We start from the raw sequence: 15,977 nt of genomic DNA, 5'->3' as shown, positions 1-15,977 counted from the left end.
GTGGTGGTGGTCGGATTCCACCACTATCAGCCAGAATGCGTTGCACAGACGAATGGTTTCGATCGAATAGCTGAGCAATCTGCTGGAGAGATTCTCCCTTCTTCCAGCGATCCCACATCAGAGCCTTTTGGCTATCGGTATAAATGATCCTTGTTCGGCGAACCATGACACACTCCCGCTATCTGCATAGCCTTTAGTGTGTTGCATTCACCGGTTGAAACCGCCACCCAAAGCGGACATTCATGAAGAGGTTAAAACCTCGGCCAACCTCGGATCAGAGATATAAAACTGTAATACCTATAACGGAAGTCGCGATTTGAGGCGACAGAGGTACGCAATCTTTCTAGGTCTACAGAACAAGGCGTGTCTCCCCTGAAGGGTAGGTCCAGAGTTTCATCAAGCGAGGCATTTAGCAAAAGCAAAATCTCCGGTAAACAGGTACAAGCTGTTTGCAGGTTATCGTCCGTCTCTATGCATTTCATTAGATTCAAAGCTTGTTGCCGTACCGCGGCTTTGTCTATTTCCATCAACCAACCACCTGCATTCAGTAGACTGGTATTGGATGAGATGGAAATATCCTTCTTCAAATCGGCATTTGCTACATTCCGACTCCATCTTTTGAACTCGTTTGTCATTTGCGGTCAGCCGTGTAGGCCAGATAACGTAAATGAATCAAACTGCAAAAACTGTTTTCAAGATTAGTCCCATCACTGCGCTGGCCGCGATGACGTGGATCACATTGCGTTTGTAGCGAACCAATGCAATTGCAGCAGCAATTGACATAAGTGCAGCGATCCAGTCGAAGGCGCCTGCGAAGCCTTGCGGCCATAGGACGTGATAGGCGAAGAACACCGCCAGGTTAAGAATGACGCCAACGACGGCGGCCGTAATACCACTTAATGGCGCGGTGAACTTCAGATTGCCATGAGTCGATTCGACCAATGGACCGCCAGCCAAAATAAAGATAAACGATGGCAGAAATGTGAACCATGTCACGAGCACTGCTGCGGTAGCTCCAGCAAGAAACTGTAAATCAGGGCCGAATACAGCTTGTACATAAGCGCCAACAAATCCTACAAACGCCACCACCATGATGAGTGGGCCAGGGTTAGCTTCACCCAAGGCCAAGCCGTCAATCATCTGCGTTGGCGTCAGCCAGTTGTAATGCCCGATCGCACCTTGGTAAATGTAAGGCAATACGGCATAGGCACCGCCAAAAGTCAGCAGTGCCGCTTTCGTAAAGAACCATCCCATTTGCGTCAACGTGTGGTCCCAACCGAATCGCAGCGTCAAGACAGCCATCGGGACACACCACAGTACCCCACCTACGATCAGTATCTTCGTCAATCCAAACCAACGGAATTGCGCATGTTCAGGTGTCGGCGTGTCATCGTCGATCAATGCCGGGCCATACGATTTTTTTGATTCGCCGTGACCACCGCCTACTGTAAATTTGTTCGGAATATAGCGGCCACCGAGATAACCAATGAGCGCTGCTGTTGCAACGATGACAGGGAAAGGTACGTTCATTGCAAAGATGGCGACAAATGATGCGGCGGCAATTGCCCACATCAGATTGTTCTTCAAAGCGCGCGAACCAATACGATGAACGGCGTGTACAACAACCGCGGTAATCGCAGGCTTGATGCCGTAAAACAAACCTGCAATCAGAGGCACATGACCGTAAGCGATATACAGCCAAGATAGCGCGATCAGAAAAAATAGTGATGGCAGCACGAACAGCACACCAGCGGCAATGCCGCCTTTGGTACGGTGCATTAGCCATCCCATATAAGTCGCGAGCTGTTGCCCTTCCGGTCCGGGTAGCAGCATGCAATAGTTCAGCGCATGGAGAAACCGCCTCTCACTGATCCAGCGCCGCTGCTCGACCAATTCTCTGTGCATGAGTGAGATTTGCGCAGCAGGACCACCGAAACCGATGAAACCTAACTTGAACCACAGCTTAAGTGCTTCCCAGAACGGAACCTCAGTAGGTCTCGCGACTTCCTCAGCTGATTCGACCTGCGTGGATACAGTGGTACTCATGTAGAAATGTCCTGTTCAAAATTGGTTATCAGGGCATCAAAAATGCCTGACGCTATGGCTAAAAGTTGATCGTCATCGGTAATGGTTGCGCGCACGCCTGCCAATACACGTTCGATACCACTGGCTTCTGGCGGCTGTATGCCACCGGCATCAATAAAATGGACAATGGCACCGAGCCGTGAGAGCGAGGGTGAGTCCAGGCCAAAGCTTGATAACAAGGTCTCGAACGTGACCTTGGCCCCGACATGAGAGAACGTCGCGCCGTCAAAATCGAATCCCAAAGCATCAGGCGGACAATCTGCAGGCGAGGCCACCCACAAGATCTGCGCATCGGCATCGATAAAGCGACGAATCAGCCATGCACTTGCAAGACGATCCATCCATGGACGAGCACGTGTCGCCCAAGTGCGGCCGCGATAATCGGCAAGTGATAACCGAGGAATCTCTCCTGAAATGGAATGCGGTTCGTCCGGCGATAACGTGCGAATCGCGGAGGTCTCTAACTCCAGCAATGCTGCAGCGGTTTGCTTTTGCGATTCACTAGAAAAGAAGTCGATAGCGACTAACTGGTCAAATGTTTTACGCAATTTGCGTGCTTGCTTCAGTGCTTCATTCGCAGTCTCGTCGTTGAGCTTGGCACGATGCAGAGCAATTTCAGCTGACAACTCTGCGAACTCTGTTGAACGGTCAAACAAAGTAACGAACGCTTCGTTATCGGTATTCGTCTGCAGTAAATGCGTCGTGCCGCCATTCTTGTCGATATCGTCGGCGATTTCTGAGAGCGTCTCCTTGTTGACACCTTGTTCAGGCAATAGATACACACCATCACGCAAAACCGCAGCACCGGACGATTTGAGCGCCCGCCATGCCCGCATTCGCGCCGTAGCGTTTTCAGTCGGCAGGGTCAGAATCAGTAGTATCCATTTCATATTGGTAGCTTTCTCTACAATTATGTATTGAACTCTACCATATAAATTGGCGGATGCAAGGTCCGTGAGTTTGATCGAAGGAGCCTTAGCAACGGCGGACGTTCATTGGCTATAACCAAGTCGAGCCGATATTGAATAGGTTTAACGTAGAAATTAGTTGCTATAATCAGCCCACTATTTGGTCTGCGAGAACTTCGTGCGTCGTTATTTCTGCATTTTCCTGTTGATGCTTTTGCCCTTACATAGCTTTGCTATGCAAGGAGCTTGGCTGTCGTCCGGAAGCGCATACGACCTTTCGCACGAACTGGTGCATCAGGAAGGTATCAATCATCATCATGGCGATGACGGCTCAATTCATTACGATGACTCAAGCGAATCAGCCCAGCATTTCTCGGATCACGCCGCATCGGGACAGAGCGCAACTTTGCCTGCTAGCGTTACACCGTTAAGTCCACTGATTGCGTTCATCGTTGTTGAGTCAGAACGCAACTATTTTCATATACCAAATCCTCATCTCGAACGTCCACAGCGACCTCCCTCATCCCTCGGTTAATCTACCGAGGGTATTGCCTTTTTAATATTTATTAAACTCCGCACGGAAGTATTCCGTTTGGCATGTGCATACCTTCGGTTCACCTTTTTGGTTACCGAATGGAGATCGCATGTTTGCCAGTTCTATATTTTGTCGTTTATGTCTTTTAGCCGCATTGGTGCTTACAGCACCTATAGCCCTATCTGAATCCAATACGCCGCTCTCGATTGCAGTGGATGCCGCCTGGCAAAGATCGCCTTTGGCTCGTACGCTTGAAGCCCGCCGAGGCGAGTCTGTTGCAGGCCAGGAATCAGCGCAATCTTGGATTGCCGGCTCCCCTTCAGTTGGCTTATCCCAACGCAATGACCGCGGAAGCAATCAAACCGGTTATCGCGAAACAGAGGTTTCTGTTTCCGCACCGATTTGGTTGCCAGGCCAGAGATCAGCACGAGAGTCCTTGGCCACTGTCAACGCTGAAGAGTTAGAAGCGCAAATAGCGCAAACGCGCCTAGCTATCGCCGGCGAGGTACGCGAACAGCTATGGGCAGTTGCTGCCGCTCGCGAAGAGCTGGCGGAGGTGCAGGATCATCAGCGTCACCTTGACGCACTCTCTGGTGATGTCATGCGTCGTGTAAAAGCGGGAGACCTTGCTCGCACTGATGGTTTGCTCGCACAGCAAGAAGTCCTCGCTGCAAAAAGTGCAATCACCGTCGCACAGACTCGGCTACAAGTTGCAACGGCCCGCTACGTTACGCTAACCGGCCAGCAAAGCATCCCGTCCCCTGTACCTGAACCTATTGCAGTATCAATGCAAGAGCCGCATCCCCGAATGCTGTTTGCGCGTAAATCAATACAGCGTTCGCAAGCGTCTCTTCATGCAGTGAACTCGACGCGTAGCGACCCACCTACTGTTGGCTTATTAATGCGACGTGAACAAGATGGGTTGGTGAGCGGGTCCACCCAGAGTGTCGGAATTGCTGTCCAGATTCCATTCGGAACAAATGCGCGCAACCTTCCATTAGAGTCGGCAGCACTCACCAAAATCGAAACCGCTAGAGCAGAAGCAGCGCAAACCGAGAGCATCCTTCAAAGCGATATAGAACTGGCACGCCAACAACTAACAGCCGCCGAGCAAGGGCTGCAAGCTGCTTCGGAGCGTGCCGCGCTTACACGAGAACATACCGAGCTGATTGCCAAGTCATTTCGTATGGGCGAACGTGGATTGAACGATCTATTACGGTCTCATGCACTCAGCCATGAAGCTGATGTAAGTGAAAGACAGCAGAAAGTCGCAGTGGGACTAGCCCATGCGCGTTTAAATCAAGCCTTAGGAATACTCCCGTGAAGCTACTCAAATTTTGTATTTTATATTTTGTGCTGACCATGTCAGCTGTTGCCGCACCAGGTGCACATGGTCCAGATGGCGAGCATCTGGATGGCGCCTCTGGACACACACATCGTGACGCGGGACCTCGTGTTGAAACTTTCACTGAGTCATTTGAATTGGTCGGCCGCCTGCAAGCAGACGAGCTATCGATCTTGATCGACCGTTACGAAACCAACGAGCCAGTGCTCAATGCAAAGTTAGAGGTTGATTTAAACGGCTTGAAAGTGCTTGCAAAGTTTCATAGTGATCACGGCGACTATGCAGTCAGTGACGAACGTATGTTGAAGGCGCTAGCTGCACCGGGAAAGCATTCGCTTCTCTTCACGTTATCTACAGCTAACGAAAGTGATTTGCTGGAAGGCACGCTCACGGTAGCAAGCGAGGTTGATGCAGACGACCACTCACATTTTCCATGGGCATGGAGTGCTGTGGGCTTATTCGCGGTAGCCGTACTGCTATACGCGATCATCAGATTCCGCCGCCGCAAAAAATCGACAGGAAATAATCATGCATAACAAACTCGCTTTTTTTGTCATTCCGGCATTCGTAATTGGATTGCTTTCACCGATAGCTAGCGGTGCGCCAGGTGCGCATGGCCCAGATGGGGAGCACTTGGACGGTGCGGCGTCAGGTAGCGGTAGCGGATTGGCACGCCTGCCTGATGGCAGCGTCAATGTTCCTAAACAGGCGCAAAGAAGTATGGCCATCCGAACGGTAATGGCGGTCGAGAATGACCATCCACTAACCGTTGAACTGAATGGCCGCGTGGCGATAGATCCGAATGCTGGCGGACGCGTACAAGCACCATTTTCTGGTCGCATTGAAGCTGGCCCAAAGGGATTGCCAGTAGCTGGCCAACGCGTTGAGAAGGGACAGATTCTCATCCGTATAAAACCCGTCGCCAGTGCCATTGACCGTAGCAATCAAGAGGCACAGTTAGCTGACCTACGCGCCAACCTTATTTTGGCAAAGCAACGAGTTGAACGTCTCGAATCGCTGGAAGGTAGCGTTCCTCAAAAAGACATTGAGGCAGCACGTGCAGAGCTAAGCAGTTTGAAAGGACGTGAACGGGCTGTGTCTGTAAGTGTCATCGGTAGCGAGAGCATTACGGCGCCAGCGTCCGGCATAGTCGCCAGCGCAAACGTTTTAAGCGGGCAAATAGTAGAAGCACGCGATGTGTTATTCGAAATCATTGATCCGAATCGTATGTTTGTTGAAGCAAGCAGCACGGACGTTGCACTCGCGAATCGCATTGGGCAAGCAAGTCTGGTGTCCTTTCCGGCTATCGACCTGATTCTATTGGGTGGCGGACGCAGCTTACGTGATGGTGCATTGCCAATCACTTTTCAGGCGCAGGGAAAAGGAATGGCGTTAGCTGTGGGCCAACCCGTTACCGTCATCGCTAAACTGAACGAAAAGGTAAAGGGAATCGCACTCCCTGCAGAGGCGCTGGTACGCAATCCTGAAAACCAGCCCATCGTCTGGATCAAATCAGGTGCTGAACGTTTTATTGCTCAGAAGGTTGAAACACGCGCATTGGATGCAAACACAATCGTTGTGGTGAAGGGGCTTTCTCCCGAAAATCGCGTTGTTGTGTCAGGCACTGCACTGATCAATCAAATCCGATAGGGGCGAACTCATGTTTAACTGGATAGTTCGTTTCAGTCTGACCAATCGCATATTTGTTTTAGCGGCAGCATTGCTTTTGATGGTGTACGGCACATTAATGGCATTGCGTACACCGATTGATGTATTCCCGGATTTGAATAAGCCATTAGTGACGGTTCTGACAGAGGCCGGAGGCATGGCTCCTGAAGAAGTCGAGCAGTTGGTATCGTTTCCCGTTGAAACATCGTTGAACGGGATGCCGGGCGTGACTAGAGTGCGTTCAGTGGCGGGCGTCGGTTTGTCGATTGTGTACGCCGAGTTCGATTGGGGCACAGACATTTACCGAAACCGACAGCTGGTATCGGAACGACTTGCACTTGTGAAGGAACAACTGCCCGATGGCATTACGCCAATCATGGGACCGGTCTCCTCCATCATGGGCGAAGTAATGTTGATAGCACTCCCTATTGATATCGCTAAAACCGATCCAATGCGCGCGCGGGAATATGCCGACTTTGTACTACGGCCGAGGTTACTGTCTATTCCCGGCGTATCCCAGGTCATTCCTATTGGCGGTGACGTAAGGCAGTTGCGGGTTGAGCCGGATACAGCACGCATGGCGCAGTTCAATGTGACGCTTGAACAAATCGAAAGCGCACTACGTGGCTTTGCCGCCAACACAAGCGGCGGTTTCATTGACCTTAATAGTCGAGAGTATCTGATTCGCAATCTGGGGCGTACCAATCGTCTGGAAGACGCAAAAGGATTGGCGGTTACCTACCGGAATGGCAAACCTGTATTAATAGATCAAGTAGCAACCGTGCGGTTCGCTGCAGCGTTTAAACGAGGCGATGCAGGACTTAACGGCAAGCCAGCAGTAATCGTCAGCGTGCAGAAACAGCCGGCTGCAGATACGGTCAAGTTGACGCGAGATATTGAGGCCGCATTAAGTGAACTCAAACAAGGGCTTCCTGAGGGTCTTTCCGCGCCGGAAGTGCTGTTTAGACAGGCTGACTTCATTGAAGCATCGATCAATAACGTGGTGGAAGCATTGCGTGATGGTGCAATCCTCGTTGCGATTATCTTGTTTGCGTTCTTGCTCAATGTCCGGACCACCGCAATATCACTTATTGCGATTCCTTTATCGCTTGCAGTAACTGCCGTCGCATTTCACTTGCTGGGTCAATCGATCAACGTGATGACACTCGGCGGTCTCGCCATTGCAATCGGCGAACTCGTCGATGATGCGGTAGTGGATGTTGAAAATATTTTGCGGCGTCTCAAGCAGCGAAGTGTCGGAGACAAATCACTATCGGTAATGGAAGTAATCTGGCGCGCATCGGTCGAGGTGCGTTCTGGCATCGTGTATGCAACCGTTATCGTTGTCCTTGTATTCGTGCCGCTGTTCGCCTTACCTGGAATTGAAGGCCGTTTGTTCGCGCCGCTTGGTATTGCTTACATTGTGTCGATACTGGCCTCAATGTTGGTTTCCATGACGATCACTCCTGTGCTGGCTTATTACCTGTTGCCACACATGAAGCAGCTCCAGCACGGCGATAGCCCTCTGGTCAGCCGCCTGAAGGCATGGGATGAGCGAGTGCTAATGTGGTCATTCCCAAGATCAAAAATGATTCTGGCTGTAGCTGCATTTCTAGTCGTTGCCTCTGCATCTACGATTGCATTCTTTCCTCGTGCTTTTTTGCCGCCATTTAACGAAGGTTCTTTGGTGATGGGCATGACATTCACCCCAGGCACTTCATTGGCAGAAGCCAATCGAATGGGTGCAATGGCTGAAACGCTCATTCGACAGGTTCCAGAAGTAATCAAGGTTGGACGACGCACTGGCCGTGCTGAACTTGATGAACATGCCGAAGGGGTTCATTCGTCAGAAATTGACGTCGACCTGAAGCGATCAGAACGTGGTCGGGAAGAAATAATGGCGGACATTCGCGCGCAGCTTTCGACCATCCCGGCATCGGTAGCGATTGGACAGCCGATTTCACATCGGCTTGATCATCTGCTTTCTGGTGTGCGCGCGCAGATTGCACTGAAGATTTACGGTGACGATACCGATACCCTGCGTGGATTGGCAGAAGGATTGCGTTCACGTTTGGTTACGGTGCCCGGCCTTGTGGATCTCTCGGTTGAGCGGCAAGTTCTTATTCCGCAAATCAAAATACACGTGGATTATCGTAAGGCCGCTCAGTATGGAATAGCTCCAGGCCAATTATTGACCATGTTGGAAACGCTTTCGGAAGGAAAGCGCATTGCGCAAGTTGTCGATGGGATTCGTAGATTCGATGTGACGATACGCCTGCCGGACGATGGTCGTTCACCCCAAGACCTATCCCGCGTAATGATAGATACACCTGCGGGAAAAATACCGTTGTCATCGATTGCAACTGTTGAGGAAGGCGACGGGCCGAACCAGATTGGTAGAGAAAATGGCAGAAGACGCATTGTCGTCTATGCCAATACAGACGGATCTGACATGTCGCGCATCATCGGCGACGTTCGTGCCGCAATTGCCGCGACACCAATGCCTAGCGCCTATTTCGTGAGTGTCGAAGGACAATTCCAAGCGCAAGAAAAAGCGATGAAACTTATCGTAGGCTTATCCCTATTGTCGTTGGCGATGATTTTCCTCGTGCTCTATTCGCGATATAAATCTGGCGTCCTGGCGTTGGTCATTATGGGCAACATCCCCTTTGCATTGATTGGTAGCGTCATCGCGATGTGGATTGCCGACGTATCGCTGTCTGTAGCATCCATGGTTGGTTTTATTACGCTAGCCGGTATCGCAACGCGTAATGGCATCCTCAAAGTCAGTCATTACATCAATCTCTGCAAGTTCGAAGGCGAAGCGTTCGGCCTGCCGATGATCGTGCGCGGCTCGCTGGAAAGACTAACACCCGTGTTGATGACAGCATTGGTAGCTGCCTTTGCCTTGACACCATTGTTATTGGCGGCGGATGCGCCGGGCAAAGAGATTTTGCATCCGGTTGCGGTCGTGATTTTTGGAGGTCTGATTAGCTCGACGATTCTCGACTCGCTTCTCACTCCACTGATATTTTGGTTAGTCGGACGCAAGCCACTTGAACGACTGATTGCAGGGCAACAGGAAAATGCTTATTAATAAGGTTTATGTGGCGGCACCTATTCAAGACACGCCACATTTTTTGGAGAAAATGATGAAGAAGATTTTAGCTTTGGTAACAATGGCAATTGCACTTACCACCACTGGTCAAGTTCTCGCACACGGCGCAAAAGCAAGTCACGGTGGTATTGCGCAGAGCGTTAATGATTTGAACTTTGAATTAGTCGCTAAAGATGGCAAAGCCACGATCTATGTTGAAGATCATGACGAAGCACTTTCCACTGCGGGTGCAACAGGCAAACTTACTATTCTTAATGGCGCTGAAAAAACCGAAGTGCCACTTGAAGCTGCTGGAACCAACCAGCTGGTATCGAAAGGTGAAGTCAAATTATCTAAGGGTGCAAAGGTCGTTGCAGCAATTACTTTTGCCGATAAAAGCACTGTTAACGTGAGATTTGCAGTTAAATAAAGTTGGTGCTGCTCATATGTACAGAGTAATGATCGAGGCATTCATTACTTTGTACTTTTTGAACGTCTCGCCCGTCAATTTTTGTTAATGCCAGCATCAGCTATATAGGAAAAATATGTATTGGATTATCACCAAATATCTAATTACTGCCGGCGTGGTTGTTCTTGTTTCGGAGTTTGCCAAACGTAGCGACAAACTCGGCGGCTTAATCGCTGCATTGCCGATGATTACAGTGCTGACGCTGATTTGGCTTTACATTGAAAAGCAACCGGAAGCAAAAATCGCCAATCACGCGTGGTATACCTTTTGGTATGTAGTTCCAACCTTGCCGATGTTTTTGATTTTTCCCACACTGCTACCGCGGATAGGTTTTTGGCCAACGCTTCTCGCTTCTGTCGTAATCACGCTCATTTGCTTTGCTACTTTTGCATTTGTTATGCGTCGATTTGGTGTTGAACTGATCTAAAAGTGTTAGCGGCTAAATTGGGACGTAAAAAAACCGGCCAATGCCGGTTTTTTTATCTTGCTAATTAATGACAATGGTAACCGCCATTTTTTCGATCATTATGACAACCGTTGCTATCAGTGCCACCGGAATGAGCAAAAGCAAAAGATGCAATCGAGGTCACCAGCATTGCCATTATTATTTTTTTCATCGCCATTTCCCTATGTTTTAGTCATACATGGAGTGTAAGAGCGTAGGAGTTTTACCGCATCCCATGAATATGGCTAAAACAGAGAATTCGCTTCCCGTGCCGTGCCTGATTAAGAAACCGAGTGTCTGCTATTGGCCGATAGCGGTCGTCCGGCTTCGACCCAAAGCGGGCATTAACAGGACAACGGATGAATTGCAGGCAAAGCGATTAACCTACGCAACCACCTGTCAGTCAACTCGAAATGGTTTTGCCAACCATTAGGCAAGCGACAAGTATGCAAATGATTGCAAAAGCAATCTTCAAATACTTTGCAGGTAGTCGCAACGACAGAGGTTGACCTATAAGCATTCCCAGAGCTGAGCCCGCGGCGAAAGGCACACCGACACCTTGGTCAAAGTGCCCAGCAGATATGCTCACAACTACCCCTGTGAGCGATATAAATGCAATGACTGCAAGCGACGTTGCCACCACGGACTTCATTGCCAAGTCGGTATAGCGTTGCAGAGCGGGCACCATCACAAAACCACCACCTACTCCTAGCAGGCCGGACAATATCCCGGCAAAGCTACCGGCTAACAATAGCCGGCTTGCGCACTTGCTGGTCCAAACAAAGCGACCACTTTTTTCGTCACGGATACACGGTAAGGAATCCCCATTGACTGCTTTTTGTGTTTTTTGTCGGCCGTCCATCAAGTTTTTGTACGCAATCCAAATCAATACGACTGCGAACAAAATACTAAGAAGATTTGTATCAAGGCGCTGGGCAAGCCATAACCCTATTGGAGCAGCAAGTATGCCGGTGCCTGCTATCACCATTGCTGCCCGATAACGGACAGCTCCAGCCCGAAAGCCAATCATTGCTCCTACCGCTGCCGAGATTCCGACCGAAAGTAGCGCGATTGGTCCGGCGTCACTGACTGTCATGTTAAGCGCAAACACAAGGAGCGGTACGGCAAGGATGCCTCCACCTGCTCCCGTCAAGCCCATGACAAGCCCGACCGTCGCTCCTAAAACGAGACTAGATAGCATGGGTGTATTTATGCGGCTTTCTTGTGCGACGCTGCTGATACGCGCTCTAGGAGCTCGAATATGAGCATGCCGACTATCATCGCAAAGAAGAACAGCAAGGGCTTTGCGCCCCCTTGGGAAAGCGATACCAGGGCAGGCCCCGGGCAATATCCCGCCAAGCCCCAACCGACGCCAAAGGTCAAACTACCAAGCACAAGCCGCCGGTCAATTTTCGTGGCTGTCGGCAGACGCATTGCTTCACCCAGCAGTGATTGCGGTCGCTTGACTGCGAACGGGAATGCCAGCGAGCCGACTAGCAGTGCGCCCCCCATGACAAAGGCAAGTGACGGGTCCCAGTTTCCAGCCAGGTCCAGAAATCCAAGTACCTTGGATGGGTCTGCCATGCCTGAAATAATCAGACCAAGACCGAATACCAAGCCGGCTAATAACGACATCAGCAATGTCATTTCAGTCTCCTCAAGTAAACGCGTGACGCACGAGGTAGACAGTCACAAACCCTGCAAACATAAAGGCCAGAGTCGCCACCATCGAGCGCGGTGAACGGCGAGACAGACCACATATGCCATGCCCGCTGGTACAGCCCGCACCATAACGGGTGCCAATGCCCACCAGCAGTCCGGCGACGATGAGTGCTGGCATGCTGGTATCGAAGCTTACGTCAGGAAGCGGCACTGCGAAGCCATAGACAAGCGGTGCGCACACCAAGCCAACGATGAAGGCAACGCGCCATCCGATGTCGCCGTTGAACGGTCTGAACAGGCCGCCCACAATTCCGCTGATACCAGCGATTTTGCCGTTGAAGAACAGGAGCAGCGTGGCCGATACACCAATCAACAAGCCGCCAACAAGCGAGGCCCATGGCGTGAAGTGAATCCAGTCAATCGTCATCTCGTTACTCCTCATCCTTTGGACAGTACAACTGGTAAAGTACTTGTAGTATCGCCAGCGCTTCTGGGCTGCTAACGCTGTAGAAAATCTGCTTGCCTTCGCGACGAGTGTTTACAACCTTCTCTTCCCGCAACACGGTCAATTGCTGCGACAGCGTCGGTTGGCGAATCCCGGTCATCGTTTCCAACTCGCCGACCGAGTATTCTCCTTGCGTCATCTGGCATAGCAGCAGCAAGCGGTCAGGGTTGGCAAGAGTCTTCAGTAAGCCGCAGGCCTGTCCAGCAGCTGCCTGGAGTTTTACTAATTCAATTTGCTTTGGATTGGTCATATGAAATCGGGTGAAGTAACGCTTTACACCAAAATAATATACTATAATAATATATTTTAACATATATTATTTGCGAAAAAGTTACTACCATTTTTTTTGACTCATTCAGGAGCCATTATGATTTTCAGACAACTCTACGAACCGCTGTCTAGCACTTATACCTACTTGCTGGGGGACGAACAAACCGGTCGCGCCATTCTCATCGACCCTGTTATTTCTACTATGGAGCGCGATTTAGCAGAAGTACACCGTCTCGGCTTGAAACTCGCATACACAGTTGACACCCACATTCATGCGGACCACATCACCGGGGCGCTCGAGCTCAAGCGCGCAGTTGGCAGCAAGATTGCTACGCCGGCACATGACAACCTATCCTGCACGGACATCGGCATTGAGGAAGGCAAACCGTTTCAAGTCGACGGCATCACGCTACATCCACTCCATACGCCTGGCCATACCGAGGGGCATTTTTCCTACTTGTTTAACGACCGGGTATTTACTGGGGATGCGTTGCTGATTGAAGGCTGCGGTCGTACTGACTTTCAGAATGGTGATGCCGACGCGCTGTATAAAAGCGTGAAGGAAAAGCTGTTTTCCTTGCCGGATGAGACGTTGGTATATCCGAGCCATGACTACAAACAGCGCTTTGTGTCGTCCATAGCCCAGGAAAAAGCACGCAATCCCCGCTTGGGTGACAACAAGACACTCGAAGAGTTTAAGCACATTATGGCGAATCTGAATCTGCCATATCCAAAGTTCATTGACTATGCTGTTTTAGGCAACCAGCAATGCGGGGTTTGTCCGAAGGACTTACCGGAGAATTTGGAGAGCTATTGCCAGCAAATGAATCGGAGCCCGCAAGGTTGACGGAGAGATGTCGTGGCGATGAATCAGCGTCTGCAGCTGACGGGATTTAGGGGGGACCTAGCTGATAGCGAAAATCATGCATCCTCATGAGTGAAGGCTGGAATCACAAGTTCTGCGATAAGGCCACCTTCGGACCGGCCAGCCAATATGAGGTCTCCACCATACCGCCCGACAATAGCGCTCACAATGGACAAACCAAGGCCTGAACCATCTTGAGTATGCGTCGAGGTTTTTCCCCGCCAGAATCGTTGGCTGACGACTGATATTTGTTCTTCAGTTAGTCCAGGGCCGCTATCTGCAACAGAAATTCGGCATAGCTTTTTGTGATTGTCGAAGGTCACCGAGAGTAAGACCATGCCCATTGAGTACCGAAAGGCGTTATCAAGTAGATTTCTTACTGCGGTATGGAGTAAGGAAGCCGGAACCTTTGCGCCGGCATCTTGCTCAGCGAAATCAATCCGAAGGCGTCGCATGGAAACTGTCGGAAGTCGTTCGACCAATTCTTCGATGACCAGAGAGACAGAATCGCACTCTTCTTCCACGGTCACACTGTCAGCGCGAGCAAGTGCCATCATCTGTTCCAGAGTGTGATTTAGACGACGAACACCTTCTTCCGCGCTGTTCAATGAAACTTCAAGTGCGGTTCCTGTCGAGAGCTTCGCGACTTGAAGATGTGTCCCTATAATCGTTAAAGGTGTTCGGAGCTCATGCGCGGCACCATCCGTAAAAGCTCGCTGCTGAACCAACGTACTGCTGACTCGCCCCAGCATCTGATTCAGAGAGTCGATAACTGGTCGAAGCTCTTTAGAAGCATACTGGTCAGCGATTGGCGCCAAATCATTCGCATTCTTTTTCTGAAGTGTTTTGCTCAATGCAGCCAGCGGACCAAGTCCCTTGCCAATACCAATCCATAGCGCCAATAGACCGCCTATGACCGCCACCAGAAAGGGAAGCCCTGCCGATAGCAATACAGCATCTACAAAATGTCGACGTTCTTCGACTAAATCCGATGCGGTAATTCGATACTGCCCACTTTGCAACGTGTAAGCACGCCACGTTTGGCCATCAACTATCTTGGTCGACAATCCTAAAGGTAACGGCTCAACGTTTCGAAAAGGGCCATTTTCTGTCTCAGCCACAATTTCACCTCGCATCGTACGAATCTGACATGCAATACCCTTGCCGCCGCCAACCTTCAAGGCGCTATCCCATTCTTCGCGAGGTGCACGGCCGACGATACCTGTATCTTTGAGAATGCCTGCAACCATTCGAGCAGACATCGACAATCTTTGGTCTAAGGTTGCATCGAGATTTTCTTGAACACTATTGGTCATCCAAATTGCAGATAACGCCCAGAACAGAACAAGTGCGACACCTGTTACCAATACAGCATGAATGCGGATGCTCGTCATAAACGCCACCCCAAACGAAATCCTAAACCGCGAGATGTCTCAATCGCTTCAGCACCAAGTTTGCGACGGATGTTGTGGATGTGCACGTTGAGCGCATTACTACTGATTTGGATATCCTCTCCGAAAACCCTGTCACGTAGGGTTGAGGGCGCAAGCCAATGTCCTGCCGCATTTGCCAAATGAATCAGTATGTCGAACTCTCGGCGAGATAAAGCAATAAGTTTCTCGTTCAGCCATACCTGGCCATATTGCGGGTCCAGTCTTAAAGGGCCTGCTGTAATTTCTTGTGTCGCTCGACCTTTACTTCGACGCACCACTGCATGAATACGGGCTGCTAGTTCACCTAAGTCGAATGGTTTCAGCACGTAGTCATCGGCGCCGCTTTGCAATCCAGCGATTCGATACTCAATCGCATCTCTTGCTGTTAGTACAATCACGGGGAGCGAAAGCTTGCGGCTTCTTGTCTCTTTGAGCAGGGTCAATCCATCTTGGTCTGGTAATCCAAGGTCCAAGACCATCACATCGAAGTCGGCCGCATAAATAGCCTGCTCCGCTGATACTGCAGTTGTGACACACACAGCCACCATACCGTGCGCTTGCAGGCCTGCAGCCAAACCGCTTGCAATCAGTTCATCATCCTCGACGACAAGTACCTGCATATCACTTTTCCCATTGCTGTTTTGCATTGAGTTTAAGTCAAATGCGCAAATACTCATATGTCATTTAGCT

General features: G+C 50.4%; 17 protein-coding genes and 1 pseudogene. 8 read left to right on the top strand and 10 right to left on the bottom strand.

The window, feature by feature from the left end; translation table 11 throughout:
• The 3 genes and pseudogenes from ACFQO0_RS09475 to ACFQO0_RS09465 all read right to left on the bottom strand — a co-directional run.
• Nucleotides 1-166, bottom strand: a pseudogene (locus ACFQO0_RS09475) (IS30 family transposase); the annotation flags it as partial.
• Between the two features lie 506 nt (nt 167-672).
• A complete protein-coding gene (chrA, locus tag ACFQO0_RS09470; RefSeq protein WP_012080891.1) occupies nt 673-2,046 on the bottom strand; it encodes a chromate efflux transporter in 1,374 nt (457 codons plus the stop codon).
• Entirely contained in the window at nt 2,043-2,975 is a 933-nt protein-coding gene (locus tag ACFQO0_RS09465; RefSeq protein ID WP_012080892.1) for a chromate resistance protein ChrB domain-containing protein, read from the bottom strand. Before ACFQO0_RS09465 ends, chrA begins: the two co-directional genes overlap by 4 nt.
• Nucleotides 2,976-3,171: 196 nt before the next feature.
• Between ACFQO0_RS09465 and ACFQO0_RS09460 the strand changes: the two genes are divergently transcribed.
• From ACFQO0_RS09460 to ACFQO0_RS09430, 7 genes are all read left to right on the top strand, one after another.
• Nucleotides 3,172-3,528 carry a hypothetical protein gene (locus ACFQO0_RS09460; protein WP_238379998.1) on the top strand — a complete coding sequence of 119 codons (357 nt, stop codon included), beginning with the start codon at nt 3,172-3,174 and terminating at the stop codon, nt 3,526-3,528.
• 109 nt (nt 3,529-3,637) lie between these two features.
• Nucleotides 3,638-4,852 (top strand): TolC family protein, encoded by a 1,215-nt coding sequence (locus ACFQO0_RS09455; protein ID WP_012080894.1) that lies wholly within the window; start codon nt 3,638-3,640, stop codon nt 4,850-4,852.
• A complete protein-coding gene (locus ACFQO0_RS09450; protein WP_238379999.1) occupies nt 4,849-5,409 on the top strand; it encodes a cytochrome c oxidase subunit II in 561 nt (186 codons plus the stop codon). Before ACFQO0_RS09455 ends, ACFQO0_RS09450 begins: the two co-directional genes overlap by 4 nt.
• Nucleotides 5,402-6,523, top strand: a complete 1,122-nt coding sequence (locus ACFQO0_RS09445) for an efflux RND transporter periplasmic adaptor subunit (RefSeq protein ID WP_012080896.1) — start codon at nt 5,402-5,404, stop codon at nt 6,521-6,523. Before ACFQO0_RS09450 ends, ACFQO0_RS09445 begins: the two co-directional genes overlap by 8 nt.
• Nucleotides 6,524-6,533: 10 nt before the next feature.
• Nucleotides 6,534-9,638, top strand: coding sequence for an efflux RND transporter permease subunit (locus ACFQO0_RS09440; RefSeq protein WP_012080897.1), 3,105 nt, complete (start codon nt 6,534-6,536; stop codon nt 9,636-9,638).
• Entirely contained in the window at nt 9,628-10,068 is a 441-nt protein-coding gene (locus tag ACFQO0_RS09435) for a hypothetical protein (protein WP_012080898.1), read from the top strand. Before ACFQO0_RS09440 ends, ACFQO0_RS09435 begins: the two co-directional genes overlap by 11 nt.
• 115 nt (nt 10,069-10,183) lie before the next feature.
• Nucleotides 10,184-10,534 (top strand): DUF3147 family protein, encoded by a 351-nt coding sequence (locus ACFQO0_RS09430; RefSeq protein ID WP_012080899.1) that lies wholly within the window; start codon nt 10,184-10,186, stop codon nt 10,532-10,534.
• A gap of 64 nt (nt 10,535-10,598) precedes the next feature.
• Here ACFQO0_RS09430 and ACFQO0_RS09425 read toward each other — a convergent pair whose 3' ends face one another.
• From ACFQO0_RS09425 to ACFQO0_RS09405, 5 genes are all read right to left on the bottom strand, one after another.
• Nucleotides 10,599-10,724 (bottom strand): YHYH domain-containing protein, encoded by a 126-nt coding sequence (locus ACFQO0_RS09425; RefSeq protein ID WP_143710596.1) that lies wholly within the window; start codon nt 10,722-10,724, stop codon nt 10,599-10,601.
• 231 nt (nt 10,725-10,955) lie between these two features.
• Nucleotides 10,956-11,753 (bottom strand): sulfite exporter TauE/SafE family protein, encoded by a 798-nt coding sequence (locus tag ACFQO0_RS09420; protein WP_012080900.1) that lies wholly within the window; start codon nt 11,751-11,753, stop codon nt 10,956-10,958.
• A gap of 8 nt (nt 11,754-11,761) precedes the next feature.
• A complete protein-coding gene (locus ACFQO0_RS09415; protein WP_012080901.1) occupies nt 11,762-12,199 on the bottom strand; it encodes a YeeE/YedE family protein in 438 nt (145 codons plus the stop codon).
• Nucleotides 12,200-12,209: 10 nt separating this feature from the next.
• Nucleotides 12,210-12,641: a YeeE/YedE family protein gene (locus tag ACFQO0_RS09410; protein WP_012080902.1), complete on the bottom strand. Its 432-nt coding sequence runs from the start codon at nt 12,639-12,641 to the stop codon at nt 12,210-12,212.
• 4 nt (nt 12,642-12,645) lie between these two features.
• A complete protein-coding gene (locus tag ACFQO0_RS09405; protein ID WP_041297161.1) occupies nt 12,646-12,969 on the bottom strand; it encodes an ArsR/SmtB family transcription factor in 324 nt (107 codons plus the stop codon).
• 117 nt (nt 12,970-13,086) lie between these two features.
• On the opposite strand from ACFQO0_RS09405, the gene ACFQO0_RS09400 reads away from it, so the two are divergent.
• A complete protein-coding gene (locus ACFQO0_RS09400) occupies nt 13,087-13,836 on the top strand; it encodes an MBL fold metallo-hydrolase (RefSeq protein ID WP_012080904.1) in 750 nt (249 codons plus the stop codon).
• 74 nt (nt 13,837-13,910) lie between these two features.
• On the opposite strand, the gene ACFQO0_RS09395 is transcribed toward ACFQO0_RS09400, so the two are convergent.
• Nucleotides 13,911-15,248: an ATP-binding protein gene (locus tag ACFQO0_RS09395; RefSeq protein ID WP_012080905.1), complete on the bottom strand. Its 1,338-nt coding sequence runs from the start codon at nt 15,246-15,248 to the stop codon at nt 13,911-13,913.
• On the bottom strand, nt 15,245-15,964 hold the full coding sequence (locus ACFQO0_RS09390) for a response regulator (RefSeq protein ID WP_012080906.1): 720 nt from the start codon (nt 15,962-15,964) through the stop codon (nt 15,245-15,247). Before ACFQO0_RS09390 ends, ACFQO0_RS09395 begins: the two co-directional genes overlap by 4 nt.
• Nucleotides 15,965-15,977: the final 13 nt, after the last annotated feature.

It is taken from the genome of Herminiimonas aquatilis, from assembly GCF_042665175.1.
GTDB classification, from domain to species: Bacteria; Pseudomonadota; Gammaproteobacteria; order Burkholderiales; family Burkholderiaceae_D; genus Oxalicibacterium; species Oxalicibacterium aquatilis.
This window is presented reverse-complemented; position numbering and strand designations above follow the sequence as displayed.